At 69.0% G+C, this 25,639-nt stretch carries 27 protein-coding genes; 14 read left to right on the top strand and 13 right to left on the bottom strand.

The genetic code is table 11. From position 1 onward, the window contains the following. Window positions 1-8: 8 nt before the first annotated feature. The 5 genes from D7X30_RS20810 to thrA form a co-directional block, all read right to left on the bottom strand. Window positions 9-737: a double-CXXCG motif protein gene (locus D7X30_RS20810; RefSeq protein ID WP_120564680.1), complete on the bottom strand. Its 729-nt coding sequence runs from the start codon at window positions 735-737 to the stop codon at window positions 9-11. A 29-nt stretch (window positions 738-766) separates the two neighbouring features. After that, window positions 767-1,411, bottom strand: a complete 645-nt coding sequence (locus tag D7X30_RS20805) for a TIGR02269 family lipoprotein (RefSeq protein ID WP_120564679.1) — start codon at window positions 1,409-1,411, stop codon at window positions 767-769. A 553-nt stretch (window positions 1,412-1,964) separates the two neighbouring features. Next, on the bottom strand, window positions 1,965-2,693 hold the full coding sequence (locus D7X30_RS20800) for a double-CXXCG motif protein (protein WP_120564678.1): 729 nt from the start codon (window positions 2,691-2,693) through the stop codon (window positions 1,965-1,967). A gap of 23 nt (window positions 2,694-2,716) precedes the next feature. Beyond that, window positions 2,717-3,367: a TIGR02269 family lipoprotein gene (locus tag D7X30_RS20795; RefSeq protein ID WP_120564677.1), complete on the bottom strand. Its 651-nt coding sequence runs from the start codon at window positions 3,365-3,367 to the stop codon at window positions 2,717-2,719. Window positions 3,368-3,391: 24 nt separating this feature from the next. Then, window positions 3,392-5,848 carry a bifunctional aspartate kinase/homoserine dehydrogenase I gene (thrA, locus tag D7X30_RS20790; protein WP_120564676.1) on the bottom strand — a complete coding sequence of 819 codons (2,457 nt, stop codon included), beginning with the start codon at window positions 5,846-5,848 and terminating at the stop codon, window positions 3,392-3,394. A gap of 456 nt (window positions 5,849-6,304) precedes the next feature. Here thrA and D7X30_RS20785 point away from each other — a divergent pair, with 456 nt between their 5' ends. Beyond that, window positions 6,305-6,586 carry a hypothetical protein gene (locus D7X30_RS20785; RefSeq protein ID WP_120564675.1) on the top strand — a complete coding sequence of 94 codons (282 nt, stop codon included), beginning with the start codon at window positions 6,305-6,307 and terminating at the stop codon, window positions 6,584-6,586. A 65-nt stretch (window positions 6,587-6,651) separates the two neighbouring features. Here D7X30_RS20785 and D7X30_RS20780 read toward each other — a convergent pair whose 3' ends face one another. Both D7X30_RS20780 and D7X30_RS20775 read right to left on the bottom strand, forming a co-directional pair. Then, the gene (locus tag D7X30_RS20780) at window positions 6,652-8,148 is read right to left on the bottom strand and encodes a pitrilysin family protein (protein WP_120564674.1); all 1,497 of its coding nucleotides are present in this window, start codon (window positions 8,146-8,148) and stop codon (window positions 6,652-6,654) included. 2 nt (window positions 8,149-8,150) lie between these two features. Further along, window positions 8,151-9,557, bottom strand: a complete 1,407-nt coding sequence (locus D7X30_RS20775; RefSeq protein WP_120564673.1) for a pitrilysin family protein — start codon at window positions 9,555-9,557, stop codon at window positions 8,151-8,153. A 132-nt stretch (window positions 9,558-9,689) separates the two neighbouring features. Here D7X30_RS20775 and D7X30_RS20770 point away from each other — a divergent pair, with 132 nt between their 5' ends. After that, window positions 9,690-10,511 (top strand): hypothetical protein, encoded by an 822-nt coding sequence (locus D7X30_RS20770; protein WP_120564672.1) that lies wholly within the window; start codon window positions 9,690-9,692, stop codon window positions 10,509-10,511. A 9-nt stretch (window positions 10,512-10,520) separates the two neighbouring features. Here D7X30_RS20770 and D7X30_RS20765 read toward each other — a convergent pair whose 3' ends face one another. Both D7X30_RS20765 and D7X30_RS20760 read right to left on the bottom strand, forming a co-directional pair. Next, the gene (locus tag D7X30_RS20765; RefSeq protein WP_147443258.1) at window positions 10,521-11,315 is read right to left on the bottom strand and encodes a hypothetical protein; all 795 of its coding nucleotides are present in this window, start codon (window positions 11,313-11,315) and stop codon (window positions 10,521-10,523) included. A gap of 145 nt (window positions 11,316-11,460) precedes the next feature. Continuing rightward, complete coding sequence (locus D7X30_RS20760; RefSeq protein WP_120564670.1) at window positions 11,461-12,249, bottom strand: hypothetical protein; 789 nt, start codon at window positions 12,247-12,249, stop codon at window positions 11,461-11,463. A 114-nt stretch (window positions 12,250-12,363) separates the two neighbouring features. Here D7X30_RS20760 and D7X30_RS20755 point away from each other — a divergent pair, with 114 nt between their 5' ends. Then, window positions 12,364-12,804 carry a CBS domain-containing protein gene (locus D7X30_RS20755; RefSeq protein ID WP_120564669.1) on the top strand — a complete coding sequence of 147 codons (441 nt, stop codon included), beginning with the start codon at window positions 12,364-12,366 and terminating at the stop codon, window positions 12,802-12,804. 6 nt (window positions 12,805-12,810) lie between these two features. On the opposite strand, the gene dnaA is transcribed toward D7X30_RS20755, so the two are convergent. After that, window positions 12,811-14,169: a chromosomal replication initiator protein DnaA gene (gene dnaA, locus D7X30_RS20750; protein ID WP_120564668.1), complete on the bottom strand. Its 1,359-nt coding sequence runs from the start codon at window positions 14,167-14,169 to the stop codon at window positions 12,811-12,813. Window positions 14,170-14,426: 257 nt separating this feature from the next. On the opposite strand from dnaA, the gene D7X30_RS20745 reads away from it, so the two are divergent. Then, window positions 14,427-15,113 (top strand): hypothetical protein, encoded by a 687-nt coding sequence (locus tag D7X30_RS20745; RefSeq protein WP_120564667.1) that lies wholly within the window; start codon window positions 14,427-14,429, stop codon window positions 15,111-15,113. A gap of 131 nt (window positions 15,114-15,244) precedes the next feature. Next, window positions 15,245-15,631, top strand: coding sequence for a hypothetical protein (locus D7X30_RS20740; protein WP_147443257.1), 387 nt, complete (start codon window positions 15,245-15,247; stop codon window positions 15,629-15,631). Window positions 15,632-15,931: 300 nt separating this feature from the next. Here the strand turns inward: D7X30_RS20740 and D7X30_RS20735 are convergent, their stop codons facing one another. Together D7X30_RS20735 and D7X30_RS20730 are read right to left on the bottom strand one after the other, a co-directional pair. Continuing rightward, window positions 15,932-16,699, bottom strand: coding sequence for a DUF5953 family protein (locus D7X30_RS20735; protein ID WP_120564665.1), 768 nt, complete (start codon window positions 16,697-16,699; stop codon window positions 15,932-15,934). Then, on the bottom strand, window positions 16,696-17,292 hold the full coding sequence (locus tag D7X30_RS20730; RefSeq protein WP_370051484.1) for a DUF6310 domain-containing protein: 597 nt from the start codon (window positions 17,290-17,292) through the stop codon (window positions 16,696-16,698). The genes D7X30_RS20735 and D7X30_RS20730 overlap by 4 nt, the downstream gene beginning before the upstream one ends. Before the next feature lie 599 nt (window positions 17,293-17,891). Between D7X30_RS20730 and rpmH the strand changes: the two genes are divergently transcribed. The 8 genes from rpmH to D7X30_RS20690 all read left to right on the top strand — a co-directional run bounded on the left by rpmH (window position 17,892) and on the right by D7X30_RS20690 (window position 23,719). Then, a complete protein-coding gene (gene rpmH, locus D7X30_RS20725) occupies window positions 17,892-18,044 on the top strand; it encodes a 50S ribosomal protein L34 (RefSeq protein ID WP_120526629.1) in 153 nt (50 codons plus the stop codon). A 15-nt stretch (window positions 18,045-18,059) separates the two neighbouring features. Next, window positions 18,060-18,479 (top strand): ribonuclease P protein component, encoded by a 420-nt coding sequence (gene rnpA, locus D7X30_RS20720; protein ID WP_014400871.1) that lies wholly within the window; start codon window positions 18,060-18,062, stop codon window positions 18,477-18,479. Beyond that, a complete protein-coding gene (yidD, locus tag D7X30_RS20715; RefSeq protein ID WP_014400870.1) occupies window positions 18,476-18,694 on the top strand; it encodes a membrane protein insertion efficiency factor YidD in 219 nt (72 codons plus the stop codon). The genes rnpA and yidD overlap by 4 nt, the downstream gene beginning before the upstream one ends. Window positions 18,695-18,746: 52 nt before the next feature. Beyond that, complete coding sequence (gene yidC / locus D7X30_RS20710; RefSeq protein ID WP_120564663.1) at window positions 18,747-20,567, top strand: membrane protein insertase YidC; 1,821 nt, start codon at window positions 18,747-18,749, stop codon at window positions 20,565-20,567. After that, window positions 20,564-21,343, top strand: a complete 780-nt coding sequence (locus tag D7X30_RS20705; protein ID WP_120564662.1) for a hypothetical protein — start codon at window positions 20,564-20,566, stop codon at window positions 21,341-21,343. Before yidC ends, D7X30_RS20705 begins: the two co-directional genes overlap by 4 nt. Before the next feature lie 46 nt (window positions 21,344-21,389). Next, window positions 21,390-21,617: a hypothetical protein gene (locus D7X30_RS20700; RefSeq protein ID WP_120564661.1), complete on the top strand. Its 228-nt coding sequence runs from the start codon at window positions 21,390-21,392 to the stop codon at window positions 21,615-21,617. Between the two features lie 58 nt (window positions 21,618-21,675). Next, window positions 21,676-23,034 carry a tRNA uridine-5-carboxymethylaminomethyl(34) synthesis GTPase MnmE gene (gene mnmE / locus D7X30_RS20695; protein ID WP_120564784.1) on the top strand — a complete coding sequence of 453 codons (1,359 nt, stop codon included), beginning with the start codon at window positions 21,676-21,678 and terminating at the stop codon, window positions 23,032-23,034. Between the two features lie 76 nt (window positions 23,035-23,110). Beyond that, the gene (locus tag D7X30_RS20690) at window positions 23,111-23,719 is read left to right on the top strand and encodes a Uma2 family endonuclease (protein WP_120564660.1); all 609 of its coding nucleotides are present in this window, start codon (window positions 23,111-23,113) and stop codon (window positions 23,717-23,719) included. A 10-nt stretch (window positions 23,720-23,729) separates the two neighbouring features. Here D7X30_RS20690 and D7X30_RS20685 read toward each other — a convergent pair whose 3' ends face one another. Next, on the bottom strand, window positions 23,730-24,749 hold the full coding sequence (locus D7X30_RS20685) for a general secretion pathway protein GspE (protein WP_120564659.1): 1,020 nt from the start codon (window positions 24,747-24,749) through the stop codon (window positions 23,730-23,732). Between the two features lie 325 nt (window positions 24,750-25,074). Between D7X30_RS20685 and D7X30_RS20680 the strand changes: the two genes are divergently transcribed. Further along, window positions 25,075-25,638, top strand: coding sequence for a cysteine dioxygenase family protein (locus tag D7X30_RS20680; protein ID WP_233591687.1), 564 nt, complete (start codon window positions 25,075-25,077; stop codon window positions 25,636-25,638). Window position 25,639: the final 1 nt, after the last annotated feature.

Below are 25,639 nucleotides of genomic sequence, written 5' to 3'. Positions count from 1 at the left end.
TCTGAACTTCAGGAACGCACGGGCAGTTCGCGAAAGGAGATGCCGGTCCAACCGCCCTGCTCCACCGCGTCCTTGAAGCGGTCCGTGCCGATGATCATGGTGCTGAAGTTGTCCAAGCGGAACAGGTCTCTGTCCGAGGGCAGCGAAGCACCGTCGAGGATGGGATCGTCCGGACGTCGGAAGCCTTGTCGTCCGCAGGTGGGACAGGGCGGCTCCAGGTCGGGAGGAAGGCAGTCGCGGTGCAGGAGGCCGCGCGGTTCGATCTGGAGTTCGAGGATGTCCGGAGCCGTCTTCTGTCGGAACCGCAGCTCCGTCTTGCACCCCAGCAGTCCCCGGATGCCCGCGGCCTGGAGGCCATCGAGTGCGTCGCGGCGGATGAGCATCAGCGAGGTCCCCTGCCAGGTGAACGGCCCGAACTGACCGGACGCAGTGCCCGTGAGCGGACCGAAGCTTGTGCCGGGAGGAAGAGATGCATTGGGTGGCATCAGCGGGCGCACCAATTCTTGGAGACGGACGAGCTCGTGAAACGGCTCGGGTCGGGGCTCTTCAAATTCCCGATGCTCAGGGATGAGCGAAAGGTCCACGGCGGGGTATTGCCGCCCTGATCCGCTCCACGTCAGGCCGCACCCCGGACAATCTTTGAGGCCAGGAAGTCCCCACCTGTGTGCAGCATCGAAGTCTCCGCTGTAACGGGAGGTGGCTGCCTCGTCGTCGCGCAGCCAGAAGAAGTGGATCATGGACTGTCAGGCCTCGGATGGATGAAGAATCAGTTGTACCGCTGGATGGGGCCACCCAGGAGCTGGAATCGATAGATCAGTTCCCCGGCATGCTTGAAGATTTCTAGAGGAGGAGCGAGGTCGTTCGCGTTCTTGAACTCGCGCCAGGCTTCATTCCACATGCCCCCGCTGGGCCCATCGCTGTGAATGCGTCGGTGGACATGCACGGGAATGGGGATCGTGAACTGGTGGATGTCGATGCCCTTCTCCTTGAACCACCGGGCCAGGTCTTGCGCTTGCGGGAAGATGTGGTGCTTCTCGAACTTGCCCGCTGGCAGCTGCCGCTGAGGAGGCACGGGCTTGGGGTTCCCGTACCAGGGGAACACCATGACGGGTTCCGCATCACCCGGCAGGCCCATGCTGCCGCCCCAGTTGCGCCGGGGCCCGCTTCCTGGCGCAGGGGCCACGGCCACGGGTGGCGGCCGGGGCGGCAGTCCCCGGGCCAGCACCACCTCCCCCGGTACGTCCTCGCACCGGAAGAAGCCGCACACTGTGTCCCCACAGACCAGGGTCACACAGGCGTCCGCGCTGGCGTCACCGCACTCCGCCTCGGCTTCATCCCAGCGCTGCTGGAGCGGCGTGCTGGACGCGCACGCCGCCATCCATAGCGCCAGGATCATCAGCATCTTTCGCATGGCTGAAAAACCTACTCATATCCGGCGTCCCTGTGACCAACGTCAGACTTGAAGACCTGGGCAACGCAACGACCCTCGACTCCCTTCGCGATTCCCAGTGGGAAGCGGAACTCCGTGCTTTTGACGGACTCAATCCCTGCATCCTCCGGAGCATCGACACAGGCGTGGATGTCCCTGGAGGCATCGACACGGGCGACGGTCCCTACGTCATCCAGACGGCCGGTACGGAGACCGCAACGCGGTGCTCAGCGCCAAGGGAGAGCTCCAGGCACGGGCTGTCTTCCTCGCGAACAGCGCCCGTGTCTACGCGGATGGAGGCGTACGGGCCCTGATCTACGCGCCGCAAGGAGCTGGGAGTCCCTGACACCTGACATCGAGAATGAAGGGAATGGAGACGGAGCTGAGTACTTCGACCCCTCGGTACTCGACCGCTACGGCGACCTCCACTTCCGTCAGGCCGTGGAAGCCGCACGTGCCGGTCAGTCGCTGTTCCTTCCCGGGGTCGAAGAGCGCTTTCCCCAGCGACTGTCTTCACGAAGGGCAGCGTAGGGCTTCAGGAACGCACGGGCAGTTCGCGGAAGGAGATGCCGGTCCATCCGCCCTGCTCCACCGCGTCCTTGAAGCGGTCCGTGCCGATGATCATGGTGCTGAAGTTGCCGACGCGGAACAGGTCCCTGTCCGTGGGCAACGAAGCACCGTCGAGGATGGGATCGTCCGGACGGCGGAAGGCCTGCCGCCCGCAGGTGGGACAGGGCTGCGCCAGGTCGGGAGGAAGGCAGTCGCGGTGCAGGAGGCCACGCGGTTCGATTTGAAGCTCGAGGATGTCCGGAGCCGTCTTCTGCCGGAACCGCAGCTCCGTCTTGCAGCCCAGCAGCCCACGAATGCCCGCGGCCTGGAGACCATCGAGTGCGTCGCGGCGGATGATCATCAGCGCATTCCCCAACCACGTGAAGGGACCGAACTGACCGGAGGCGCTTCCTACGAGGGGGCCGAAGTCCGTTCCGGGAGGGAGCTCGGCATGGGACGGGGCCAGTGGACGCACCAGGGCTTGAAGACGCAGGAACTCGTGAAGGGGTTCAGGTCGAGGCTCTTCAAACTCCTGATGCTCGGGGATGATCGAAAGATCCACGGCTGGATACTCGTGTCCCGCCTCAGACCAGGTAGCGCCACACTCCGGGCAGTTCTTGAGACCCGGCAGTCCCCACTTATGTCCTGCGTCGAAGTCCGCGCTATAGCGCGCTGTCGCCACCTTGTCGTTGCGCATCCAGTAGAAGAGGGACATGTGCTGGTGGGTTCGCTCGAAGTTCAGTGGTACTGCTGGATGGGTCCGCCCAGAAGCTGGAAGCGATAAATGAGTTCCCCGGCGTGCCGGAAGATTTCTTGCGGCGAAGCGCCTCGATTCTGTTCCTTGAAGTCGCGCCAGGCTTCATTCCACATGCCTCCGCTGGGCCCATTGCTGTGAATACGACGGTGGACGTGCACGGGAATGGGGATCGTGTACTGGTGGATGTCGACGCCTCGTTCCTTGAACCACCGGGCAAGGTCCGGGGCCTGCGGGAAGATGTGGTGCTTCTCGAACTTGCCCGCCGGCAACTGCCGCTGAGGAGGCACGGGCTTGGGGCTCCCGTACCAGGGGAACACCATCACCGGTTCCACATCACCCGGCAGGCCCATGCTGGCGCCCCAGTTGCGCCGGGGCCCGCTTCCCGGAGCGGGAGCCACGGCCACGGGTGGCGGCCGGGGCGGTAATCCCCGCGCCAGCACCACCTCCCCCGGTACGTCCTCGCACCGGAAGAAGCCGCACACTGTGTCCCCACAGACCAGGGTCACACAGGCGTCCGCACTGGCGTCACCGCACTCCGCTTCAGCTTCATCCCAGCGCTGCTGGAGCGGCGTGCTGGACGCGCACGCCGCCATCCACAGCACCAGCGCACAGAACGCCAGGCTTTTCCTCATGGCGGAAAAGCCTAACACCCGCGCTCAGGGCAACGGCCCCTCCACCAATCGCAACACATCCGCGAGCACCCCCGCCGCGGTCACCGCCGCGCCCGCGCCATACCCCCGAATCACCAGCGGCGTGGGGCTGTACCGCTCCGACAGGAAGCTCAACGCGTTCTCGCCGCCCTTCACCGCCGCCAGCGGATGCTCCAGTGGCACCGGCACCAGGCCCACGCGCACGCCCTCCGGTCCCACGCTGCCCACGTAGCGCAGCACCTTGCCTTCCTTCCGGTGCGCGTCCACCCGCCTCTGGAAGATCTCATCCGCCTGAGGCAGCCGCGCCAGGAACTCCGGCAGCGGCCCCTTCGCGTCGAACTCCTCCGGCAACAGCGACGCCAGCGCCACCTCCTCCAACTCCAGCGACCGCCCCAGCTCTCGCGCGAGGATGAGCACCTTGCGCGCCACGTCCGTGCCCTCCAGGTCGTCTCGCGGATCCGGCTCCGTGAAGCCCTTCTCCATCGCCGTGCCCACCGCCTTCGACAGCGGCACCCCGGCCTCCGTCAGCCCCAGGATGAATGACAGCGAACCCGACAGGATGCCCTCCACCCGGTGCACCGTGTCTCCCGTGCGCAGCATGTTCTTCAACGTGTCGATGACCGGCAGCCCCGCCCCCACGTTCGTCTCGTAGAGGAACTTCCGCTGGTGCCGCACCGCCGTCTCCCGCAGCGCCTTCCAGTGCTCCTGCCGCCCCGCATTGGCCTTCTTGTTCGCCGTCACCACGTGCAGCCCGGACGCCATCAACGCCGGATACCCCAACGCCACGTCCTCGCTGCTCGTGCAGTCCACGAAGATGGGCCGGCCCGGCCGCCTCGCCTTCGCCCACGCTCGGAACGTGTCCAGCGTGAAACCAGACTCACTTGCGTCCAGCCGCGCCTTCCATCCGTCCAGCGCCACGCCCTCCGGCGCCACCAGGCTGTGTCTGCTATTCGCAACGGCACACACCCGCAAATCCAATCCGTGTGCCCGCAGCTTCGGCGCTTGCTGATGAATCTGCCGCAGCAGCTCCCCGCCCACCGTGCCCACGCCCGCAACCAACAGCTCCACCACCTCCGTGGTGCCAAAGGCCTTGCGGTGCACGTGTGCCATGGCACGCGGCCCGTCCTCCCGCGAAATCACCGCGGAGATGCTCCGCTCACTGGACCCCTGCGCGATGGCAGCGATGCTGCAATCCACGTCCGCCAGCGCGCTGAAGAACGTCCCCGCCACGCCCACCCGGTGCCGCATCCCGTCTCCCACGATGCTCAACACCGCGAGCCCCGGCTGGTGCTCGATGGGGTCCACCTTCCCTGCCTCGCGCTCCACCTCGAACTCGTCCTCCAGCGCCAGCACCGCCCGCGTGGCCTCCGCCTCCCCCACGCAGAAGCTGATGGAGGACTCGCTGGAGCCCTGGGTAATCAGCACCACGGAGATGGACGCCAGCGCCATCGCCTCGAAGACGCGCGCGGCCGTGCCCGGCACACCCTTCAACCCCGCGCCCGCGATGTTGATGAGCGCGATGTCCGGCAGGAACGACAACCCCCGCACCGGGTGCCGCGAAGCCGGCGCCGTGGCCGTCACCCGCGTGCCCGGATGCTCCGGCCGGAAGCTGTTGCACACCCGCACCGGGATGCCTCGCTCCCTCGCGGGCGCAATCGTCTTCGGATGCAGCACCTTCGCGCCGAAGTAGGCCAGCTCCATCGCCTCCTCGAAGCTCACCTCCTCCAGCGCGAACGCCTCCGGCACCAGCCGCGGGTCCGCGCTGAAGATGCCGTCCACGTCCGTCCAGATCTCCAACAGCCGCGCATCCAGCGCCACCGCCGCCAGCGCCGCCGAGTAGTCCGACCCTCCCCGCCCCAGTGACATCGTCTTGCCGCGCGCATCCCCTCCAAAGAAGCCCGGCATCAACATCAGCCCCGGCCCGTCCTCACGCAGCGCCGCGAACCGCGCGCGGATCTCCTCCACCCGGGGCGTCGCCTGCAGCGGGTCTCCCGAACACACCAGCACCTGCCTCGGGTCCAGGCTCACGGGCGAAAGCCCCCGTGCATCCAACAGCGCCGCGAGCAGCAGGCACGACGCCCGCTCCCCCAGCCCCGACAGGTGCGCCAGCACCGACGGCGAGCACTCCCGCAAGAGCCCCACGCCCTGCAACAGCCCGCGCAGCTCCACTCCCAGCGCCACCAACCCCTCCGCCAGGGGCCGGGTCTGCGCGGGCTTCAGGTCCACGCTCAGCGCCTTCGCGATGGCGGAGTGCGTGTCGTCGAACCGGGCGCAGGCCTCCTGCACGGACTCGCCCTCCTGCGCCACCTTCGCCGCCTCCACCAACAGATTCGTGATGCCCGACACCGCGGACGCCACCACCATCACCCGCTCGGCCTTGCGCGCCTCCTCCACCAGCGCCACCACGCCGCGCATCCGTTCCGCATCTCCGACACTGGTGCCACCGAATTTCATCACGCGCATGACACGGCCTCCTCTCGGAACATCGGGACTCGGTGGCTGGGGCGGCACATCGGAAGCGGCGTCATGCGGGGCCTCGGGGTTGGCGACTGGCAGGTGGGGCAACGAAAAAGCCCCGCGCTCGGGAGGAGCGCGGGGCCGGGTTCGGAAGGGGGACCTTCAGGAGGTCCGCTTCGGAAGTCAGGCGGTCCGCGCTCCGCGAGGAGTCAGGCCGGTGCGAGTGCAAGTCTCGGTCAGCAGGGTCTGGACACGCACGCCCACGGAGGACGTCGTCCCCTCGTGCCGCTGGTTGTTCCCGCTGCGTCCGACCATGGAGTCCCCATCCTAGCCGCTTCCGCGCGCCAAGGTCAGGGGGCAGGCAGCCAGCCCCCCGCTCCAGGGCCCCCACCGTGGTGCTCGCGGCCAGGGCTGCCGACATTGAGCGTGTGTGAGCCGTCCCACCCCCTTCAGGAGCAACCCATGGCCACCCACAAGAAGAGCGACACCGCCCACAAGCCCGGCTTCGCCAAGGACCGCGTGGAGCGGGGGCTGGAGGCGGACGACACCAAGCCCCTGTACGCGGACGACGCCAAGCACTCCACCGAGGAGCAGAAGTTCGCCCTCGACAGCGACGGCCCCGTCGGCGGGCCTCGCAACAATCCCCAGAGCGTCCTCGATGACGTCGATGACGAGGAGCGCGAGGAGAGCGGACGCCTCAAGGCCGAAGCCCGCCAGGAAGAGAACGAGCCCACCCGGGAATGAAAAAAACGGGGCCCCGACACCCACGTCGGGACCCCGGCTTCAACACCTCGAAGTGAAGCGCCCGGCTACTTGGACGCCGGCGTCTCCACCAGCGTGAGCTTGCCCAGGTTGAGCGGCGTCACCTGCTCCTGGATGACCAGCGGGTCGCCCACGAGCACCACCTGCATGCTGGCCGGATCCAGGTAGGACTCGGCCACGCGCTGCACCTCCGCGGCGCTGGCGTTCTCCAGGCCCTCCACGGTGCGCTTGAACTCATCCATCGGCCGGCGGTGGAAGTAGAGCTGCGCGGCGCTGCCACCCAGGCCCTCCACCGTCTCGAAGGCGCCCGGGAACGCGCGGATGAGGCCTTCTCGCGCGGCGGCCAATTCCTTCTCCGTGATGGGGTTGGACTTGATGCCGGCCAGCTCCTTGATGAACTCGTTGAGCGCCGGACCCGTCACGTCCTGCCGCACGGCCGCGTACGCGGTGAGCGGTCCCACGCCCAGGCGCGTGCCCAGGTGCGCGTTGGCGCCGTAGCTGTAGCCCTTGTCCTCGCGGATGTTCATGTTGAGCCGGCTGCCGAAGAAGCCGCCGAACACCGTGGTCGCCAGCTCCAGCGGGTACTCGTCCGGGTGGCCCGCGGCGAGGCCCGGACGGCCCACCAGCACCACCGTCTGCTCCAGGCCCGGCTTGGGCACCACGCGCACCTGCTGACGCGGCGGCGCGGGCGGCGCGGGCGGCGGCTTGGGCGCCACGGCCCCGCCCTTCCACCCTCCGAAGTACTTCTTCCCCCACTCCACTGCCTGCGGGAGCGTCACGTCGCCGGTCATGATGAGCGCGGCGGCGCGAGGGCCCGTGTTCTTCGTGTAGAAGCTCTTCGCGTCCGCCAGCGTGAGCGCCTCCACCGTCTTCGGCGTACCGCCGGACGTGTGGCCATACGGGTGATCCGCGCCGAACACGGCCTGGTAGTAGGCCTGCTGCGCCAGGAAGTTCGGGTCGCCCATGCGGCGCACCAGCTCACCCAGCTGCTGCTTCTTGCGGCGCTCGAAGGCCTTCGCGTCGAAGGTGGGCCGCAGGACGACGTCCGACAGCAGGCTCATCGCCGCGTCCACGTTGGTGGTGAGCACGCGCGCGCCCACGAAGGCGCCATCCGGGTCCACCGACATCGCGGGCGACACGCCCAGGTCCGCGAACGCGTTGTCCAGCGCCACCGTGTCGCGCTTGCCCGCGCCCTCCAGCAGCATGCGGTAGGACAGGTCCGCGATGCCCAGCTTCGCGGCGGGCTCCTGCGACACGCCCGCGGCGAAGGCGATGCCCACGAACACCAGCGGCAATTCCTTGCGCGTGCTGACGATGACGGTGAGGCCGTTGTCCAGCTTCGCCTGCTCGAAGGTGGGCAGCACCAGCTCCGGCGGCTTGCCGGGCTTGGGCTGCTGCTCGCGGAACGCCTCCGCGTCCGGAGCCGGTGTCTGGGTTCGCGGCTGCGCGGCCGGCGCCGTTTCAGCCGGCGTCTCCGCGGGCTTCGTGGTGGCGCAGCCGGCGACGGACAGCGTGAGGAGGGCAGTGAGGATTCGGCGGTGCATGACTAGCGGGCCTCCTTGCCCGGAGCGGAAGACGGCGCGGCCTTGCCGGCGGACGGCACCGCGTGGAGCACGACGCGCGCGTCGGGGCGCAGCACGTCGTTGGCGAACTGCTTCACCGCGTCGGGGGTGACGTCCTGGTAGCGCGCCAGGTCCTGCGCGACGTAGCTGGGCTCGCCCACGAACTGGTTGTACGTCTGGAGCGTGTCGGACTTGCTGCCGCTGCCACCCACCGCCTGCAGACCCGCCAGCTGCCGCGTGTCATAGCGGGTGCGCGCGCGGACGATCTCCTCCTGCGTGACGCCGTCCTTGCGGACCTCGTCCAGCACCGCGTCGATCTCCTTCTTCAGCGTGTCCGTGGTGACGCCGGGCCGGGCCACCGCCTCGATGGAGAAGACGGACTGCGCGCCCTGGCTCTGCTGCACGGCGTCCACGCTCTGCGCCAGCTGCTTGTCCAGCACCAGCCGGCGGTACAGGCGGCTCGCGCGGCCCGTGCCCAGCGCGGTGGCGAGCACGTCCGCCGTCGCGTCCCCGGGCTTCAGGTACGGGGCGGTGAGCCAGGACATGGTGAGCAGGGGCAGCGTGGCCACCTTCTCGTCGTGGCGGATGGTCGTCTCGCGAGTGACCTTCACCGGCTGCACGTCCGGACGCTGGGGCTTGGGCGCGGAGGTCAGCGTGCCGAAGTACTTCTCCACCAGCGCCTTGGCCTTCGCGGGGTCGAAGTCGCCCACGATGGCGAGCGTCGCGTTGGAGGGCGCGTACCACTTGCGGAAGAACGCCTTCACGTCATCCACCGTGGCCGCGTCCAGGTCCTTCATGGACCCAATCACGTTGCCGGAGTACGGGTGCGGCGCGGGGAACAGCGCCTGCCACGCCTTCTCCTGTGCTTCACCGTAAGGGGCCGTCTCCACGCCCTGGCGGCGCTCGTTCTTCACGACCTCCTTCTGCGTCTGGAGCTTCTTCTCCGTGAGCGAGTCCAGGAGGAAGCCCATGCGGTCGCTCTCCAACCACAGGGCCGTCTCCAGCAGGTTGCTGGGCACGGTCTCGTAGTAGTTGGTGCGGTCGAAGCTGGTGGTGCCGTTCAGGTCCGTGGCGCCCGCCTGCTCCAAGAGGCCGATGTGCACGTCGTCCGGCACGTGCTTGGAGCCCTGGAACATCATGTGCTCGAAGAGGTGCGCGAACCCGGTGCGGCCCGGCGTCTCGTCGTAGGCGCCCACGTGGTACCAGACGTTGACGGCCACCACGGGCAGCTTGCGGTCCACGGAGAAGATGACCTCCATGCCGTTGGGCAGCGTGTACTTCTCATAGGGGATGGCCAGGTTTTCGCGGCCGGGCTCCAGCGGCTTCGCCTCGGGGGTCTGCGCGAGCGCCGGAAGCCCCACGAACAGGGCCGCTGCGGCGAGGGCCTTCAATCGGGACAAGGTTCCTCCACGGTTCAGGACGGTCTTTCGCGCGCTTAGCACGCGCCTCGGGGCCTGTAAGCCGGAAGGAGACGGGGTGGGCTCCAGGGTGCCGGGTGTTGCTCGCCGTGCGACACTGCGGCCATGAGCCTGGAGGTGCCCCTCTCCCAGCAGGGTCGCTGCGCCGTCCACCCGGACCTGCCCGCGGGCGGCACCTGTTTCCGCTGCGGAAGCTTCATCTGCGCGGACTGCACCACGTCCGTGCCGGGCCTGGGCGTGCGCCTGTACTGCCAGGCCTGTGCGGCGCGTCCGGACGTGAACTACCTGGAGGCGCTGCGCCAGCGCTACCAGGGCAAGCGTGATGGATGGGCGTGGGTGGTGGCGGGCGTGACGCTGCTGCTCTGCGTGGCCACCGCCGCCGCCCTGTCGCAGTGGGGGCTGCGCGCGACGAAGGAGGCACTGTTCACGCTGGTGCTGCTCATTCCCGTGCCGGTGGGCGTGGCCTTCTTCCTGGGCCGGCGCTGGGCACGGCATGCGCTGGTGGCCACGCCGCTGGTGATGGCGGTGGTGGCGGATGCCCTGGCACCGTCCGGGCGCTTCCTCTTCTTCCTGTGCGCCATGCCCGGCCTGATCACCGCGGCACGCATCCACCGGGACGTGCGCAATCAGCTCTTCTTCCGGCTGCCGGTGCCGCCCGCGATGCTGAAGGTGCTGTGGAACGAGCGCTTCAACAACCCGATGGCGCGTCAGGCCTCGCGGTTCGGTTTCAGCGCGCTGTTCATGCCCATGCTCGCGCCCGTGGCGGTGATTTGCGGCGTGGTGGCGCTGAAACGCGTGGACCCGAAGGCCACGCCGCCCATCGGCCGCCGGGACCAGGCCTTGATGGGACTGGTCCTGGGGCTGGTCAGTCCGCTGCTGTGGGGGGCCGTCCTGCTGCTGTGGCTGTCCGACCGGATCCACTTCTGACCGCGGTGGTCAGAAGGAACGGGTCTGCAGCTTGAGCCGGGTGCGGATGGCGTCGCGCGCCCGGTCCCCGGCGCCCTGGCACTCGCCGCCCACCTCGTCCAGGCTCCGCTTGGGGCCCGGCCGGGGCCAGTCCCCGTTCTGGTAGCACGCGGACAGCGGCAGCTCCTTCAGCCAGGCATTCTGGTCGAACATCACGCGCAGGGAACCGCCCTCCTCCAGCCTGAGGTCAGAGGTGGCCTCGACGGCCATGGCCGTGCCTTCGGGCAGGTCCAGGTCCATGCCCCAGGATGCATCCCCGGCGTGGAGGGTCTGGGCCGTGAAGCCGTTCTTCCCCAACACGAAGTCGATCCGCCGGTAGGTGCCGGGAGGGAGCTCCATCACGGCATTGGAGACATTCCCGGACGGCAGGTTGATGCCGAACGGACCCGCGAGCGTGACCGTGGCCGGGGAACCTTCGGGCTGCACGCACCCGGTGCCCTCCGGGAGTTGGTCGCGCACGTCGTCGCAGCCGAGCCCCCCGGCCAATTCCAGACGGATGTCGGACACCCGGACGCTGGCGTCCTCCAGATGGAAGCGCATTCCGTCGCCAGACGTGATGTCGGGAGGCGTGGGCGGGGACGTCATGGCTCGGACGCCAGAGGCCGGAACCGCCAGGGACGACGCGCCCAGCGGGTTCGCGTTCAGCGAGAAGATGAGCCGGGTATGGGTTCCGGTGTCACAGCCGGACAGCCCCAGGGACATCAAAGACAGACACAGCACGGTGACAGCAAGGCCGGAGGTACGCAACCAGGGGATGGAGGGCATGTCGGAAGTAACTCGTGAGGGGGAGCGCCTCCGGCCGGGCGTCCCGATGCGCGAGCCCCACTGGGCCCGCGAAGTCCCAGCATGCCTCAGGACGGGAGAGGGGGAACAGCCAGGCCCTCTTCCGGACGTCCTGGGGAGAAACACTTCAGGGGTGCAAGGACAGTCCCATCGCACCGCTGGCTTCGATGTTGCCGCGCATCCGTTCCGAGGCGCCCGCACAGGCACCCTGGCCCGCCTCCAGTGTCAGGCTGTTGCCCAGAAGGCTCAGGTCTCCAGACTCCAGACAGCCCGCCACGGGCACCTCATCGAGCCAGCGGTCCACGACCAGCCAGCCCCAAAGGGCGGAGCCATCCTCCGCGGAGGCGAAATCCAGCGAGCCTTCTCCTCCCTGGGGTTCGAAGCGGAGGACCGCGTCGGACTGGAAGTCGGCGTCCAGCACGGAGGCCATGCCCTGCCATGTGAAGCTCGAGCGAGACTGGAAGGTGGGATGGGAGGGCGTCCCGCGTTCCAGCCTGGCCTCGATGCGGGGATAGACGCCCCGAGGGATGCGCAGCCCGGCTGCATCGAGGGACAACCCCTGCCGCAGGTCCCATTCGAGCGGGCCCGCCACGGTCAACCGGCCCGGCTGCTCCTCTGTCGCGTCCTCGCAGGTCATCCGTGGAGACAGCAGACCTTGCTGGTCCGCGCACCGGATGCCCGGTGGCAATTCCAGACGGATGTCGGACAGCCTGGCGAGGACGCTGTCCACGTGGAAGGTGAGGCCGTCCGAGGACTCGAAGGCGTACTCGGGAGGCGGCATGGGGTCGCGCGCCGCGCGCACGCGGTTCGAGTGGAGGCTGAACCGCAACGAGTAGCCGTTCGGATCCTCGCCACACGCGGACAGGCACAGCACGGCGGCAAGGCTGGAAGCGTACGACTTGAGCGAAGGGGCCACGAAGCCGAAGCATGCCCGGCGCCCGGGGAAATGGGCAGACACCCGCGATGGCGGCGCATGCCAGCGGACAGGCCGGTGCCCACGCTGAGGGAGGAACCCCACAGGAGAGACACCATGGCAACGCAACGAGTGAGCGACGTAATGACATCCGACGTGGAGGTCGTCCGTCCGTCTGATTCCCTGAGGATGGCCGCGGAGAAGATGCGCCTGCTGAACGTAGGCCCCATCCCCGTGTGTGACGGCGACGAGCTGGTGGGCATCGTCACGGACCGGGACATCGTCATTCGCGCGGTGGCGCAGGGGCTGGACGCCGAGCGCACCCAGGTGGCCCAGGCGATGACCCGGGGCGTGGAGGTCGTCTACGACGACGACGACCTCACCCAGGCGGCCCAGAAGATGAGGGCCTCGCAGATCCGCCGCATCCTGGTGTTGAACCGGGCCAGGCGGCTGGTGGGCATCCTCTCGCTGGGAGACGTCGCGGCGGAGCTCAGCGACCAGGAGAGCGGCAGGACGCTGGAAGAGGTCTCCGCCCCATCACAGCCGGCACAGCCCTGAAGTGGGCTACATGCCGCCGAGCTTCGTCTCCAGCTCCGACAGGTCGCGGTGCACGGCCGCGTCCGTCTCCCGCAGGCCTTCGACCTTGCGCACGGCGGAGATGACGGTGGAGTGGTCCTTGTTGAAGCGCGAGGCGATCTCCGGGAAGGAGCTCTTCGTCAGCTTGCGGCTCAGGTACATGGCCACCTGGCGCGCGTGCGCGAGCGCCTTGTGGCGCCGGTCTTCCTTCAGCGCTTCGACGGTCACCTTGTAGAAGCGGGCGACCTCGCGCTGGATGGCCTCCACGTCCACGGTGCGCTGCGCGGGCAGGATGTCGCGCAGCACCTGGGACGCGAACTCCTCCGTCACCGGCTGCTTGGTGAGGCTGTGCATCGCGGACAGCTTCACGAGCGCGCCTTCCAGTTCGCGCACGTTCTTCTGCACGTGCTTCGCGATGAAGTGCGCCACGGGGTCCGGCAGGTCGAGGCCCTCCTGCTCCGCCTTCTTCTGGAGGATGGCGACGCGCGTCTCGTAGGTGGGCTCGCGGATGTCCGCCATCAGGCCCATGACGAAGCGGCTGCGCAGGCGGTCCTCCATGCCGGGCACTTCCGCGGGCACCATGTCGCTGGTGAGCACGATGGCCTTGTTGAGGCCGAAGAGCGTCTCGAAGGTGTAGAAGAACTCCTTCTGCGTCTCCTCGCGCTTGCCCAGGAACTGGATGTCGTCGATGAGCAGCACGTCGCACTCTTCGCGGAACTTCCGGCGGAAGTCCGTCATGCGGTGCTCGCGCACGCTCTCCACGTACTCGTTCGTGAACTGCTCGCTGGAGAGGTAGACGATGCGCTGGGTGGGGTCCTTCTCCCAGATGTGATTGCCCACCGCCTGGAGCAGGTGTGTCTTGCCCAGGCCCGTGCCGCCGTAGATGTAGAGCGGGTTGTAGTTGTGGCCCGGCCGGTGGGCCACGGCCTGCGCGGCGGCGGCGGGGAGCTGGTTGCTGTCCGCGACGACGTAGGTATCGAAGGTGAAGCGCGGGTTGAGCCGCGCGGGCCGCATCGAGTTCACCTTGACGGTGGGCGCGGGCGGCAGGTCCGCGGACGACGGCGGGGGACCGACGATGACCTCGTAGGCGACGCGGCCCAGGGACGGCTCCAGCCGGGCCAGGTGCGTCTCCAGCATGGCGCGGTAGTGGTCATCCACCCAGTCGCGGAAGAAGCGGTCCGGCACGCCCAGGACCAGGGCGTTCTCGCGCACCTCCATGGGGCGCATCCGCTCCAGCCAGGTGAGGGCGTAGTGGAGCCCCTCCTGACGGATGGCTTCCAGCGTGCGGGTCCAGATGACGCCGGCACTGGGAAGCGAAGGCGAAGGGGCTTGGGCGAGGGCGTTCACTTGGAGGCTCAGGGACGGCGCGGAACGAGGGAACCCGCAGGCGTTCGGCGGTGCTAACACCCGCTCTCCGGCTGATCAAGGAACCGGCCTGTAGCACGGATCAGCGGGACCCCCTGGCGGGTGGGGATGATCACTCCCGGTGGATCCGCTTTTCCGCCACCGGCGCGAGCCGTTCCGCCGGGTTGTGCGAGGTGTGCCGTGGAGCCACCTGAACAGCCTTGACGTGATGCACCCAACGTTGCCAGGGACATGACCCCATGGCGCTCGATGAGCGCAGGACGCTGTTCGCGACGACGACCCTGGGACGCATGTTCGTGCTCCGCCGGTATGATCCACCGGGCGAGCCCCTCGCTTATGAGCTGTCGCTGTACGACGACTACCTGGGCCCCGCGCCCAAGGAGCTGTCGCTCCCCGACGCCCTCCAGAAGAGCTTCGATTCGGAGGCGGAGGCCGTGGCGCAGTTTCGCCAGCACTGGCCCGAGCAGACCGGCCCGTTCGAGGACGTCCGTCTGGGCCACCAGGTGACCTTCGACCTGGCGGAGGCGCTGAGACAGGGGACCCTGAAACCGCTGCGGGCCTCGATGAGCGCGGAGGAGGTGGTGGATGTGCTGGGCCTCCCCGAGGATGTGGCGCCCACCTCGCAGCCGGGCTGCGTCCGCTGGTTCTATGGTGCCGTGCAGGTCCACCTGGAGGACGGCCGGTTCCGGTACCTGGAAGTCGAAGACGCCTTGGAGTCCTTCACCACGCTGGACTTCACGGGCTGGTTCCTGAAGCCCTCCATGACGAAGCGGCGGCTGGAAGGCGCACTGAAGTCCCGGGGCATCCCCTTCACGCGGGAGACCCAGGGCCTCGCCGTGCCCGGCGGCTTCCTGTTCGACTTCCACGCGGAGGTGGGCCGGCTGCACGCGCTCTCCTGGAACCACCCGCTCGCGGTTCCCAGGTAGCGGAGTCACTTGAACGGACCCGCTGTCGTGGCCGGGACGTCCTGCGCTGGACGGATGACGGAGGTCCGTCCGTGGCCCTCCCCTGCTCCCGGACTCATGGGCGGGAACCCTCGAGGCCTGTGAGCGGCGGGATGTGTGAGGCGCATCGTGGAGTGGGGCTGACGCGCAGGAGCGAACTGTTCGCCGGGGCGCTGCTCCTGGGCGCGGGATGTTTTCGACGGGGGACGGTGCCCGTGCGCGAGGCGATGCCTCCGGACACGGCGAAGGCGGGCCGTCGTTACCTGGTGAAGGGCGGCGTGGTGACGCTCATGGAGCGCGGCAACGTGGACACCGTCATCGTGGCCGGGCAGGTCCGCAAGTGGCGGGGGGCGTTGGAGGTGGACCTGGAGGGCCTGCGCCAACGGGTCACCGCGTCGCGGGACTTCCTGTTCGAAACAATTCGGTGCGGTACATGGCGTACAGGCTTTCCGTCTGAATCTTCTGGGCCGTTCCGTCAGCAGAAACCCACGAGAAGGTGACATCGGAGTCGTGACTCTTCCCAGAGTTACTCCGATAGATGAGTACGCGCTTGGTCACGAGCAGGCCCCCAATCCTCATTTGGAGGATCTCCGGAAGAGAGGTGGCATACGCCCGGAGCTCTACGGGGTCGCCGAGGCCCGCCCTCTTCTTGCGCAGCTCGAAGAGTCCCGCTTCATCCATTCGGATAAGCAGGGACGCACCTGTGGGAGTCACCCGATTGTGCCCGAAGCCCTTGGAGCATTCGTACAGGTCCGAAGGCGGTGATGATCAACCCGGGACTGGGTTCTCGACGGCGTGGATCAGGAGGTTTGGGAATAGGGGTGCCGTCCGCCGACCTCCGGAAAACGCTCGTAGGCCCACAGGAGTGCTGCCAGGTGCGCGCGGTTTCCCAGGTCGAGCGGAGCATCCGTGAGCCGGACCACCCACCCGCCAGTGGCCGTGCGCCGGGCACGTGACAGCAACTCGGCGTCACGCGAAGGGTCCGGGAACCCGATGGCCTTCGCGGCCTCGGCCGACCAGTAGTTCAGCCAACCCAGGTGGCGTGGAATCTCTGGAGCGGAAATCGCTTCTGGGAGCTTGAGGGCGGGCAGTCCCAGAGGTGGCTTTTCAGGTCCATGTCGCTTCGGGCCTGTCTGATCCGCGATGACCTGCATCACGGATGACGGCGCCAGGAGCCCCCAATATGCGCGGACACCCTCCGCGACGTGCTCCAGCACCTCCGCTGCCGCCGCGATGCTGGCTGCGTCCTGAGGCAGCTTCGCATGGACCTGGAGTTGAGGCTGTCCGCCCGGACTCGAACTGGCGGATCTGCGCAGTCCGGAAATCGTCACGGGGTGGTCCTCGTCTCCGTTGCAGATGAGCGGAAACTCTCCTCGTGCCGCTGAGGCCGCGAGCCACGCGTCTCGCTGAGATAGCGCGACGGGCTTTCCTTCCTTGGATATCTCCCACGCCAGACGCATGCCGGGCATCGCCCGTTCCATGCCTTCAACGACAGCGAGCGTACGGCCGTCGTCCATCGTCAGAGCCGGCGCATGGACATTCAGGATGAGGCGGTCGCGCGTCGTCATCGTTCGCACCCCGTGACGACGATATCCAACTCGTCGGCAATCTCCTTCAGCGCGGCTTTATGCGCCTCGCTGCTCACGCCCACCACGAAGGCGTAGCCACATGCCCCCGCGATGTCTCGCTCCTCCAGCAGTTCGGCCACCTGGTCCCTGACCACCTGCGCTTGAAGGAAGTCGCTGTACGTGTCGAACTGGTCGGTCTTGATTTCCCACAGCACGCGCACACCGACTTGCAACGCATCGAAGTGCTTGCCGTTCACGAGCACGTCATGGCCGGGGTAGCGATTCGGTGGAATCCTGTCGGCACACAGGTTGTGCGCGTCGTCTCCTCCCCGGTGCTTGACCGGGATGGGTTCGCACCTGGGATGGCGCGTCCGGTCCAAGGCGTCGGGAGGCATCGGGGGCTGCCAGTCCTTCCCAACAGGGTCGGGTTCAAGCCTGGGCTTCCGTTTCGCCACGGTCTCCCGGGGAACGGCCTTCGCTCCACGCATGGCCCCAGCTTCCTCGGGATAGAGCTGGCGGAACTCGTACGCGTCCAGTGCTTCTTTGATGGCGACCGCCACCACGACAACACCTGTGATGATGACTGCGCCCATGACGATTTCAGGAGCGACAAGGACACAAACTCCAAGCCCCAGGGTCGCGGCTCCAGCGGAGGCGACCGTGCAACGTCCAGTCGGATCGTGAAACCGGATCCGGTCATGGTCCAGCGCTCCGAAGCAGCGCTCCACCACCACTGACCAAGGCGAAGAAGCCTCCTGGACGACGCATCGCCCCTCATCACTCCAGGGCAGCTTTGACGCCCTATGGAGGTTGGCGACTCTCAAGGAAGGGGTCGTGCGGGCCCTCAGGGGCGTTGAGGTAGCGCACGCCGAGGATAGGAGCAAAAGCAGGATGCAGGCAGGGAGGCGCATGGCCACGTCCGTTCAACCGGCCAGCCACTCGTGGGTCAACAGCGAAGGACCTGGAACGGGCCCGCCCCGCGCTGGACCCAGGGTCCTTCAGCCAAGCCCTCTTCCTTGCCCCCTCTCCCCTTTTCCTACATGATCGCCCGGTCCACCCGGCGCAGGGCTGCACAGTCGGCGCTGGTGATCCTTGATTGACTTGTCCAGGAAATAGGGTTACGGACGCCCCCTTTCCACTGTACGGGTCGCGCCGATGATTCAGGCGCTGCCTTCAGCTCTCAGGAGTCGTTGTGTCCAAGCGCACGTACCAGCCGTCGAAGATCCGGCGCAACCGCGCCCACGGGTTCCGTAAGCGGAATGCCACCAAGGGCGGCCGGGATGTCCTCAAGCGCCGCCGCGCCAAGGGCCGTAAGCGCTTGGTGGTGTCGTCGTTCAAGAAGTAACCGGACGCACGGACGATGGCCGAGGGAGCGGCGCCGCGGGTGCCTCAGGCAACCGACGAGCGCTTCCCCAAGGCCTTTCGCCTGCTCCAGCGGCGTGAGTTTCTTGAAGTCCAGGAGGGCGGTCAGAAGATTCCGTCCGACTGCCTCCTGGCCCTCGTTCAACGCAATTCCCGGGCGCACTCCCGCGTAGGTCTCACCGTTTCCAGCAAGGTGGGCAACGCGGTGGTGCGCGCACGCCTGCGCAGAGTGCTTCGCGAGCTGTTCCGCAAGCACCGCGGGCAATGGCCCCCCGGTCTCGACGTAGTCCTGGTCGTTCGCTCCTCGGCGAAGGAAGCCTCCTTCGCGCAAGTTTCCCGTGCGTTCGACGGTGTCACCCGTAAGCTGCAACGGCTCTTTCCGGCACCTCGCGTGCCTCCCAAAGAGCCCGCCCCATGAGTCCACTCGCCTTCGTCATCGCCCTGCCCATCCGCTTCTACCGGCGGTTCCTGGGGCCGCTGCTGCCGAAGGCGTGTCGGTTCCATCCCTCGTGCTCCACCTACGCCATGCAGGCGCTGGAGAAGCACGGCGGGTTGAAGGGCAGCGCCCTCACCGTCTGGCGCCTGCTGCGCTGCCAGCCATTCCACCCCGGTGGATTCGATCCCGTCCCCTGACGGTTTGCTTCCGCCCGCCCTCCGGCGCCGTGCCGCCGGCACAGGGAACTCCATGACGAACGACCCGCTGTCGCCCCAGTCCAACGATTCACAGAAGCGGCTGCTCCTGGCGCTCGCCCTCTCCTTCGCGGCCACCGCCGCCTACACCTTCTTCTTCGCCCCCCAGGGATCGCCCCCGGGCGCCGAAGGGACGGATGCGGGCGTCGAAGTCGCCGCCACGCTGGATGCCGGCACCCCAGGCACGGCCGCCGTGCCGCCGCCGGGCGCGGGTGGCGAGGACGCGGGCACCCACGCGGAGGCTCCGCTCCCGCCGGCGCGCACCGTGGAGTTCGCCCGCCCGGAGGTGAAGTACACCTTCTCTTCCGAAGGCGCCGGCCTCACCTCCGCCGTGCTCCAGGGCACGAAGATGCGCGAGCAGCAGTCGCTCACCGTCAAGGAGGGCTTCGAGAAGCTCTTCGGCAAGGACATCCCCCCGCCGCCGCAGATGAATGTGGCGCACCCGGTGCCCGGCCAGCCCCTGCCGCTCGCGGTGACGATTGAGGGCGCTGCTCCGCTGGCGGCGAATGCCCGCTACGCCGTGCAGGAGGCCCCCACCGACAACGGCGGCAGCGTCGCGTTCACCGGCCGCCAGGGCCCGTGGGAGGTGACGAAGACGGTGCTGTGGCCGCGCGACGGCTTCGAGTTCACCTACACCCTCCAGGTGCGCAACACCTCCGCCCAGCCGCAGACGGGCGAGCTCAAGCTGCACTACGGCCGCGCCATCGACCCGGAGTTCGAGCACGCGCCGTCCTTCTTCGGCGGCGTGGGCAACCTGAGCCGCGCCTCGTGCCATGTGGGTGAAGAGCTTCACAACCTGTCCCCGGGCGACAAGCCGCCCGAGGAGACGCGCGGCCCCATCTCCTTCTTCGGCATCAACCAGCAGTACTTCCTGTCCGCGCTCTACCCGCTGGACGGCGCCCTCAACGGCCATTGCACGCTGACCGCCACGCCCACCGCGCGCGAGGTGTCCGCGGGCTTCCCGCTCAACGTGGGCCCCGGTCAGGTGGCCACGTTCCGCTTCGGCGGCTACGCGGGCCCCAAGGACCCCGACCTCCTGCGCATCGTGCCCGGCACGGAGCTGCGCGCCGTGTCCGCCCTGTCCGCCACCACCTTCCACCCGACGCTGGAGGACACGGTCGACTTCGGCATCTGGGCGGTGGTCTGCAAGCTCCTGCTCGCCGTCATGAAGTTCTTCCACGGCATCGTGGGCAACTGGGGCGTCGCCATCATCCTGCTCACCGTGGTGGTGAAGCTGGCGCTGCTGCCGCTCACCTACCGCTCCATGGTCAGCATGGAGGCGGTGAAGGTGCTCCAGCCGAAGATGGAGGAGATCCGCAAGAAGTTCGCGGACGACAAAGAGCGCCAGAACATGGAGATCATGAAGCTGTACCAGGAGGCGAAGGTGAACCCCCTGGGCGGCTGTCTGCCGTTGCTCATCCAGATGCCGGTGTGGATCGCCCTGTTCACGTCGCTGCGCAACAGCTTCGAAATCTACGGCGAGCCCTTCTTCGGCCCCATCTGGCGCGACCTCACCTACAAGGATCCGACGTACATCCTGCCGCTGGCGCTGGGCGTGTCGATGATCATCACGCAGAAGATGCAGCCGCAGATGATGGACGCGGCGCAGGCGCGGATGATGACCTGGGTGATGCCCATCATCTTCACCTTCACGCTGCTCCAGTACCCGGCGGGCCTGTCGCTCTACATCTTCACGAACAACGTGCTCTCCATTGGCCAGCAGTGGGGCCTGCGCAAGTGGCTGGACCGCAACAAGAACCAGACGGGCGGCGGGACGCCGGCGGTGGTCTCCGCCGGGGGAGGCAAACGCAAGTGAGCGGGGCTCAGGTCGTGGCGGGTGGCGGGGACTTCCGCCCCCGGGTGGAGAAGCTGCTCACGGACATCCTCGGGCTGATGGGGTTCCCTGCGCGGCTGGACCTGCAGGACGCCACCGACGGCAGCCTGTCCGTGGCGCTCCACTTCGAGTCCGGCGCGCCTCCGGGCGTGGAGCCGGGCAAGCGCAGCCAGGTGCTGGATTCGCTCCAGTTCCTGCTCAACAAGATGCTCCACCGCCCCGGCGTGGAGCGCCGCTGGGTGATGCTGGGCGCGGGCGCGCACCCGGAGCCCCGGCCGCGCCGTGACGCGGCGGCGCAGCAGCAGGCCGCCGCTGCCGCTCCGGTGGCGTCCGTGGCGCAGGTGGCTTCCACGCCCGCGCAGCAGCCGGCCCGGGCCGCGGCGCCCGCTCCGGCCGCGCAGCCGCAGCAGCGCAACGCCCGGGGAGGGCAGCAGGCCGCGAAGCCCGCGCAGACTCCCGCGAAGAGCGCGGAGGCGGACGAGCGCACGCTGCAGGTCGAAGAGGATCCGGTGTTCCGGGAGGCCGTCCGCAAGCTCGCGGAGAAGTCCGCCAGCCTGGGGCGCTTCTATGCGTTCGCCGCGATGAAGACGGAGGACCGCGCGCGCGTCCTGAAGGCAGTAGAAGGAGTGGGTGGAGTGAAGGTGGCGGCGGAAGGCGAAGGCCGCAACCGGCGCGTGGTGTTCACCCCGGCGAAGCCCGCACCGATGCCCAAGCGGAGCCTGCTGCCGGACGACGACGAAGACGACGTCGACGCCTGAGCAGGTGTGCCCGCTTCGGGACCACCGGCGGGCGCGAGAGGAGCGAATGGGTAAGTCGAAGGGTTTGAAGGACAAGCTGTACGGCGCGGCGGTGCTGAAGATGAGCTTCCGCCTGCGAGGGGACGAGGAGTCCCCGGCGTTCCGCTTCGTCTACCCGGGCGTGCTGCGCGACCTGGCGGTCGACGACGCCGAGGTGGAGAAGTACATCGAGGAGCACCGCGACGACGTGGAGCGCGCCGCTCGCGGCTCCACTCCGCCGCAAGGCGTCCGGTAGGCGCTCGGGGGCGGGAGCCATGCGTGCGCGCCCGCCCGCCGGTGGCCCCTTCCCCGCCATGACGTCTGACTCCGCCACCATCGTCGCCCTCGCCACCGCGCCCGCCGCGGGGGCGGTGGGCATCCTCCGGCTCTCCGGGCCGGCAGCGCTGGAGGTGGGTCGCAGGCTCGCGCCCGTTGTTCCCGCGTCCCCGGCTCCGCGCCATGCGTACCTGGCGTCGTTCGTGGACGCGGCGGGCGCGGTGCTGGATGAGGGCCTGTTCCTCTACTTCCAGGCGCCCCGGTCCTTCACCGGCGAGGACGTGGTGGAGCTCCAGGCGCATGGCAGTCCGCGCCTCTTGCGGCTGCTGCTCGTGCGAGCGCTGGAGGATGAGCGCGTGCGTCCGGCGCTTCCCGGTGAGTTCACCCGGCGCGCGTTCCTGAATGGCCGCATCGACCTGACCCGCGCGGAGGCGGTCGCGGACCTGGTGTCCGCGGATTCGGAGGCGGCCGTGCGCGCCGCCGCGGCCGGTCTGTCCGGCGCGTTGGCCGAGCGGATCCGCGCGCTGGAGACGCCGCTGCGCGAGCTGCATGCGGACCTGGAAGGCGTCCTCAACTTCCCCGACGAGGCGGAGGGCGCGGACTCGGGAGCCGGCGCTCGCGTCGCCGCGCTGCGCTCCGTCGCGGAGGCGCTGCGCGCGGAGGTGGGCCGTGGACGGCTGGTGCGCCAGGGCGCGCGCGTGGCGCTGTACGGCCCGGTGAACGCGGGCAAGTCCACGCTGTTCAACCGGCTGGTGGGCGAGGCCCGCGCGCTGGTGGATGACGAGCCCGGCACCACCCGCGACGCGCTGGAGGCCCGCGTCGAGTGGGACGGCCTGGGCGTCACCCTCTACGACACCGCCGGCCTGCGCGAGGCTCCCGGACGCGTGGAGGCCCTGGGCATCGCGCGCACGCGGGAGCTGCTCGCGGCCGTGGACCTGGCCGTGCTCGTGCTGCCTCCGGAGACGTCGCGCGAAGAGGCCGCTTCATGGACGCGCGAGGCCGGCGCCACGCCCGTGCTCTCCGTCACCGGCAAGTGCGACGTGATGCTGGGGGATCGGGGGGAGCACGGCTCCGCCATCCACCCCTCCCCTGCCCCGCCGCGCGTCAGCGGCCTCACGGGCGAAGGGGTGGAGGCGCTCCGGACCTCCGTGCTCACGCGGTTGTGGGGCGGTGGCACGCCCTCCGCGGTGGCGCTCGTCTCCGAGCGTCACGCGGACGCCCTGCGTCGCACCGCCGAGGCGCTGGGCCGCGCCGAAGCCGCGTCACGTGTGTCCACCCTGGAGGTCCTCTCCGGCGAGGTGGGGCTCGCGCTGGAAGCCCTGGGCGAAGTGTCCGGAACGAGCGTTTCCGAAGCGCTTCTGGACACCCTTTTCCAGCGCTTCTGCATCGGGAAGTAGTGCCCGGCGGGTGGCGGTCGGCATGTCAGACCCCTCCCTAGAATGCCTCGCGTTCACCGGCGCTCCCCGAGGATTCATGACGGCACTCCAGCAGCTTCAACCCACCTCCCACTCCCTGCTCTCGGCGCTGCCGTCGGGCTGGGTGGGGGAAATCCTCGATGGCGAGCTGGTGGCCTCGCCCCGCCTCTCCGTGGCGCCCGCTCGCGCGGCCTTCATGATGGGCGTGGAGCTGGGAGAGCGGCTGGATCCGCGCCGTGGCGGCAACGGCCGCTGGTGCTTCCTGCGCGCGCCGGAGCTGCACCTGGGCGAGGACATCCTCGTGCCCGACCTGGCCGGCTGGCGCCGTGAGCGCGTGGCCGCCCCGCCGGAGCCCGGCGCCGCCTTCTTCACCCTGGTGCCGGATTGGGTCTGCGAGGTCCTCACCCCCGCCACCACCGCGCTGGACCGGGCCCGCAAGCTGCCTCTGTATGGGCGGGCCGGCGTGTCCTACGTCTGGCTGGTGGACCCCGTCGCGCGCACGCTGGAGGTCTACCAGCGCCTCAAGCGCGGCTGGCTCCTCACCTCGAGCCACGAGGACGACGCCCTGGTGCGCGCCGAGCCCTTCCCTTCCGTCTCCCTGGAGCTGGGCTCGCTGTGGCTCCCCGACGCGCCGGAGGAGATGCCCCGGCTCGTCGCGGTGCCCTGAAGCCGCGGCTTCAGCTCGCGTGCTTGAGGCGCGCTTCCTCGGAGGCGCGCGACAGCCGCCGCACGGAGCGCAGCAGCAGGTCCGGATCCACCGGCGCCGCCACGAAGCCCCGCGCATGCACGGCCTGCGCGCGGGGCAGGTCCCGCTCCGGCGCCTTGCCCGCCACCAGCACCTGCGCGCGCAGCCGCTGCGCCAGCACCTCCATCGCGGGCAGCGGCGCCACCACCACCTGCGCCTCGGTCGCGGCGCACACGTCCCCCGTGCTCGCCACCTTCACCGTGAAGCCCGCCCCGCTCAGCACCTGCACCAGGCCCGCCGCCGCGTCCGCGCCCCAGCCGTACACGAGCACCTGCTCGCGCACCGTCACGCTCGGCTTCGGCGCCGCCGGCACCGGCGCCCAGGCGAGCTCCAGGGGCGCCAGCATGGGCAGGCTCGTGCTGTCCGCCTGCCGCACGGGTTCGCGGACGGGCTCCGGCGTCGGCGTGTCCGTCAGCTCCGGCAGGGACGTGCCCACCACCAGGGGCATGGGCTCGTCCCACTCCGGGAGGGAGAAGCTCTCCATCCCGGGACGGCGTTGCGGCGTCGCCGGCTCACCCCGGTACATCCGCCCGATGGCCCGCCCCAGCGCCGCGTCCGTGGCCAACCGGGGCACCACCCGCGCCTTGCCGGACACGCTCTTCACCACATCCAGCGTGGCCAGGCTCGCCGGCGCGGCCAGGGCCACCACCAGCACCTCCCGCGCGCCCTGCCCTTCCAGCCGCAGCGGCACCACGCGGTGGGCCTCCGCCACCTTGCACGGAATCAGCCTCGCGAGCGACGCGTCCAGCGGACAGGCGTCCAGGTCCACCGCCTCCACGCCGGACTGGGCCGCCAGCGCGGACAGCACCGCCTCCGCCGTGCAGAAGCGCTGGTCCACCACCACCTGCCCCAACGCCACGCCCCACTTGCGCTGGTACGCCAGCGCCGACTGCAACTGCAATGAATCCACCACACCCCGCGCGAGCAGGATGTCCCCCAGGCGCTTCTTCATCGCTCGTTCTCCTCCGGCCCCCCTCGATGCTTCGGCCGGGACGACCTGACCACCATGCCCTCCCCTCTACGTCAGGAGAGTGTAAAATTACATTTAAAACGGAGGAAGCGGGCTCTAGGTAGGTGCTGGTTGCCTGCTCGGACCCAGAAGGCGCCGGATGGCCACTTCTTCCCGCCGGTGCACCGTCCTTCAACGAACCCCGCCTCGATCCTTGAGGGGGGGGCGACAAAGCGGACGTTCATTGGCAGACCCGAGGGTGGCCGGATGTCGCAGACGTTCCTAGCCTGTACGCATGGCTGACGCGTGTCTGAGAGAATTCGTGCGGATGCTCCGCGCGCGCCGTGCCGCTCCCGGTGGACTCGCGGGGGTGGACGCGCAGATGGCAGGGCTGCGGTTGGAGCCCTCCAGCCTCAAGCCCTACCTGCACTTCCTGCCGGGGCGCTACACGCGCAACCTCGTCCACCGCGACGAGGGAATGGAAATCATCCTCAACTGCTGGTCCCCGGGAGTGGCCTCGCCCATCCATGACCATGACGGTCAGGAGTGCTGGTTCAGCATCCAGCGCGGCGAGTTCCTCCTGGAGAACTACCCGCTGCTGGAGGGCGGCACGCAGCCCGGCCTGGCGCGGCTGGGGGCGCCGGCGCGCGTGGGGCCGGTGGGCGCCGGGCACGTGGACTTCCGCGACCCGGGCGCCTCCATCCACCGCGTGAGCATCGCCGGCAACGTCCCGGGCGTGACGCTGCACGTCTACGCCGGCCCGGTGGCCAGCTGCCTCGTGTTCGACCCGCGCCGCCACCGCTGCGCGTCGCACGACCTCCGCTACCACAGCATCTTCGGGCGACCGGTGCGGCCCTCCGAGGGCCGCGTCCCGGTCCCACTGCACGTCTGAG

The organism is Corallococcus sp. AB011P (assembly GCF_003611605.1).
Lineage (GTDB): Bacteria > Myxococcota > Myxococcia > Myxococcales > Myxococcaceae > Corallococcus > Corallococcus coralloides.
Note: the sequence above shows the minus strand (reverse complement) of the source record. Positions and strands in the feature narration are given on the sequence as shown.

Excerpts from the sequence above, each read along its gene's own strand:
- D7X30_RS20800 (WP_120564678.1), bottom strand. The coding sequence starts at position 2,693 with ATGTCCCTCTTCTACTGGATGCGCAACGACAAGGTGGCGACAGCGCGC.
- D7X30_RS20690 (WP_120564660.1), top strand. The coding sequence starts at position 23,111 with ATGACGGCACTCCAGCAGCTTCAACCCACCTCCCACTCCCTGCTCTCG.
- D7X30_RS20770 (WP_120564672.1), top strand. The coding sequence starts at position 9,690 with ATGAGCCTGGAGGTGCCCCTCTCCCAGCAGGGTCGCTGCGCCGTCCAC.
- thrA (WP_120564676.1), bottom strand. The coding sequence starts at position 5,848 with ATGCGCGTGATGAAATTCGGTGGCACCAGTGTCGGAGATGCGGAACGG.
- D7X30_RS20810 (WP_120564680.1), bottom strand. The coding sequence starts at position 737 with ATGATCCACTTCTTCTGGCTGCGCGACGACGAGGCAGCCACCTCCCGT.
- D7X30_RS20745 (WP_120564667.1), top strand. The coding sequence starts at position 14,427 with ATGGCGCTCGATGAGCGCAGGACGCTGTTCGCGACGACGACCCTGGGA.
- yidC (WP_120564663.1), top strand. The coding sequence starts at position 18,747 with ATGACGAACGACCCGCTGTCGCCCCAGTCCAACGATTCACAGAAGCGG.
- D7X30_RS20755 (WP_120564669.1), top strand. The coding sequence starts at position 12,364 with ATGGCAACGCAACGAGTGAGCGACGTAATGACATCCGACGTGGAGGTC.
- D7X30_RS20795 (WP_120564677.1), bottom strand. The coding sequence starts at position 3,367 with ATGAGGAAAAGCCTGGCGTTCTGTGCGCTGGTGCTGTGGATGGCGGCG.
- mnmE (WP_120564784.1), top strand. The coding sequence starts at position 21,676 with ATGACGTCTGACTCCGCCACCATCGTCGCCCTCGCCACCGCGCCCGCC.
- D7X30_RS20685 (WP_120564659.1), bottom strand. The coding sequence starts at position 24,749 with ATGAAGAAGCGCCTGGGGGACATCCTGCTCGCGCGGGGTGTGGTGGAT.
- D7X30_RS20780 (WP_120564674.1), bottom strand. The coding sequence starts at position 8,148 with ATGCACCGCCGAATCCTCACTGCCCTCCTCACGCTGTCCGTCGCCGGC.
- rnpA (WP_014400871.1), top strand. The coding sequence starts at position 18,060 with ATGGCCGAGGGAGCGGCGCCGCGGGTGCCTCAGGCAACCGACGAGCGC.
- D7X30_RS20740 (WP_147443257.1), top strand. The coding sequence starts at position 15,245 with ATGTGTGAGGCGCATCGTGGAGTGGGGCTGACGCGCAGGAGCGAACTG.
- D7X30_RS20805 (WP_120564679.1), bottom strand. The coding sequence starts at position 1,411 with ATGCGAAAGATGCTGATGATCCTGGCGCTATGGATGGCGGCGTGCGCG.
- D7X30_RS20765 (WP_147443258.1), bottom strand. The coding sequence starts at position 11,315 with ATGCCCTCCATCCCCTGGTTGCGTACCTCCGGCCTTGCTGTCACCGTG.
- yidD (WP_014400870.1), top strand. The coding sequence starts at position 18,476 with ATGAGTCCACTCGCCTTCGTCATCGCCCTGCCCATCCGCTTCTACCGG.
- D7X30_RS20735 (WP_120564665.1), bottom strand. The coding sequence starts at position 16,699 with ATGACGACGCGCGACCGCCTCATCCTGAATGTCCATGCGCCGGCTCTG.
- D7X30_RS20785 (WP_120564675.1), top strand. The coding sequence starts at position 6,305 with ATGGCCACCCACAAGAAGAGCGACACCGCCCACAAGCCCGGCTTCGCC.
- D7X30_RS20700 (WP_120564661.1), top strand. The coding sequence starts at position 21,390 with ATGGGTAAGTCGAAGGGTTTGAAGGACAAGCTGTACGGCGCGGCGGTG.
- D7X30_RS20730 (WP_370051484.1), bottom strand. The coding sequence starts at position 17,292 with ATGGGCGCAGTCATCATCACAGGTGTTGTCGTGGTGGCGGTCGCCATC.
- D7X30_RS20680 (WP_233591687.1), top strand. The coding sequence starts at position 25,075 with ATGCTCCGCGCGCGCCGTGCCGCTCCCGGTGGACTCGCGGGGGTGGAC.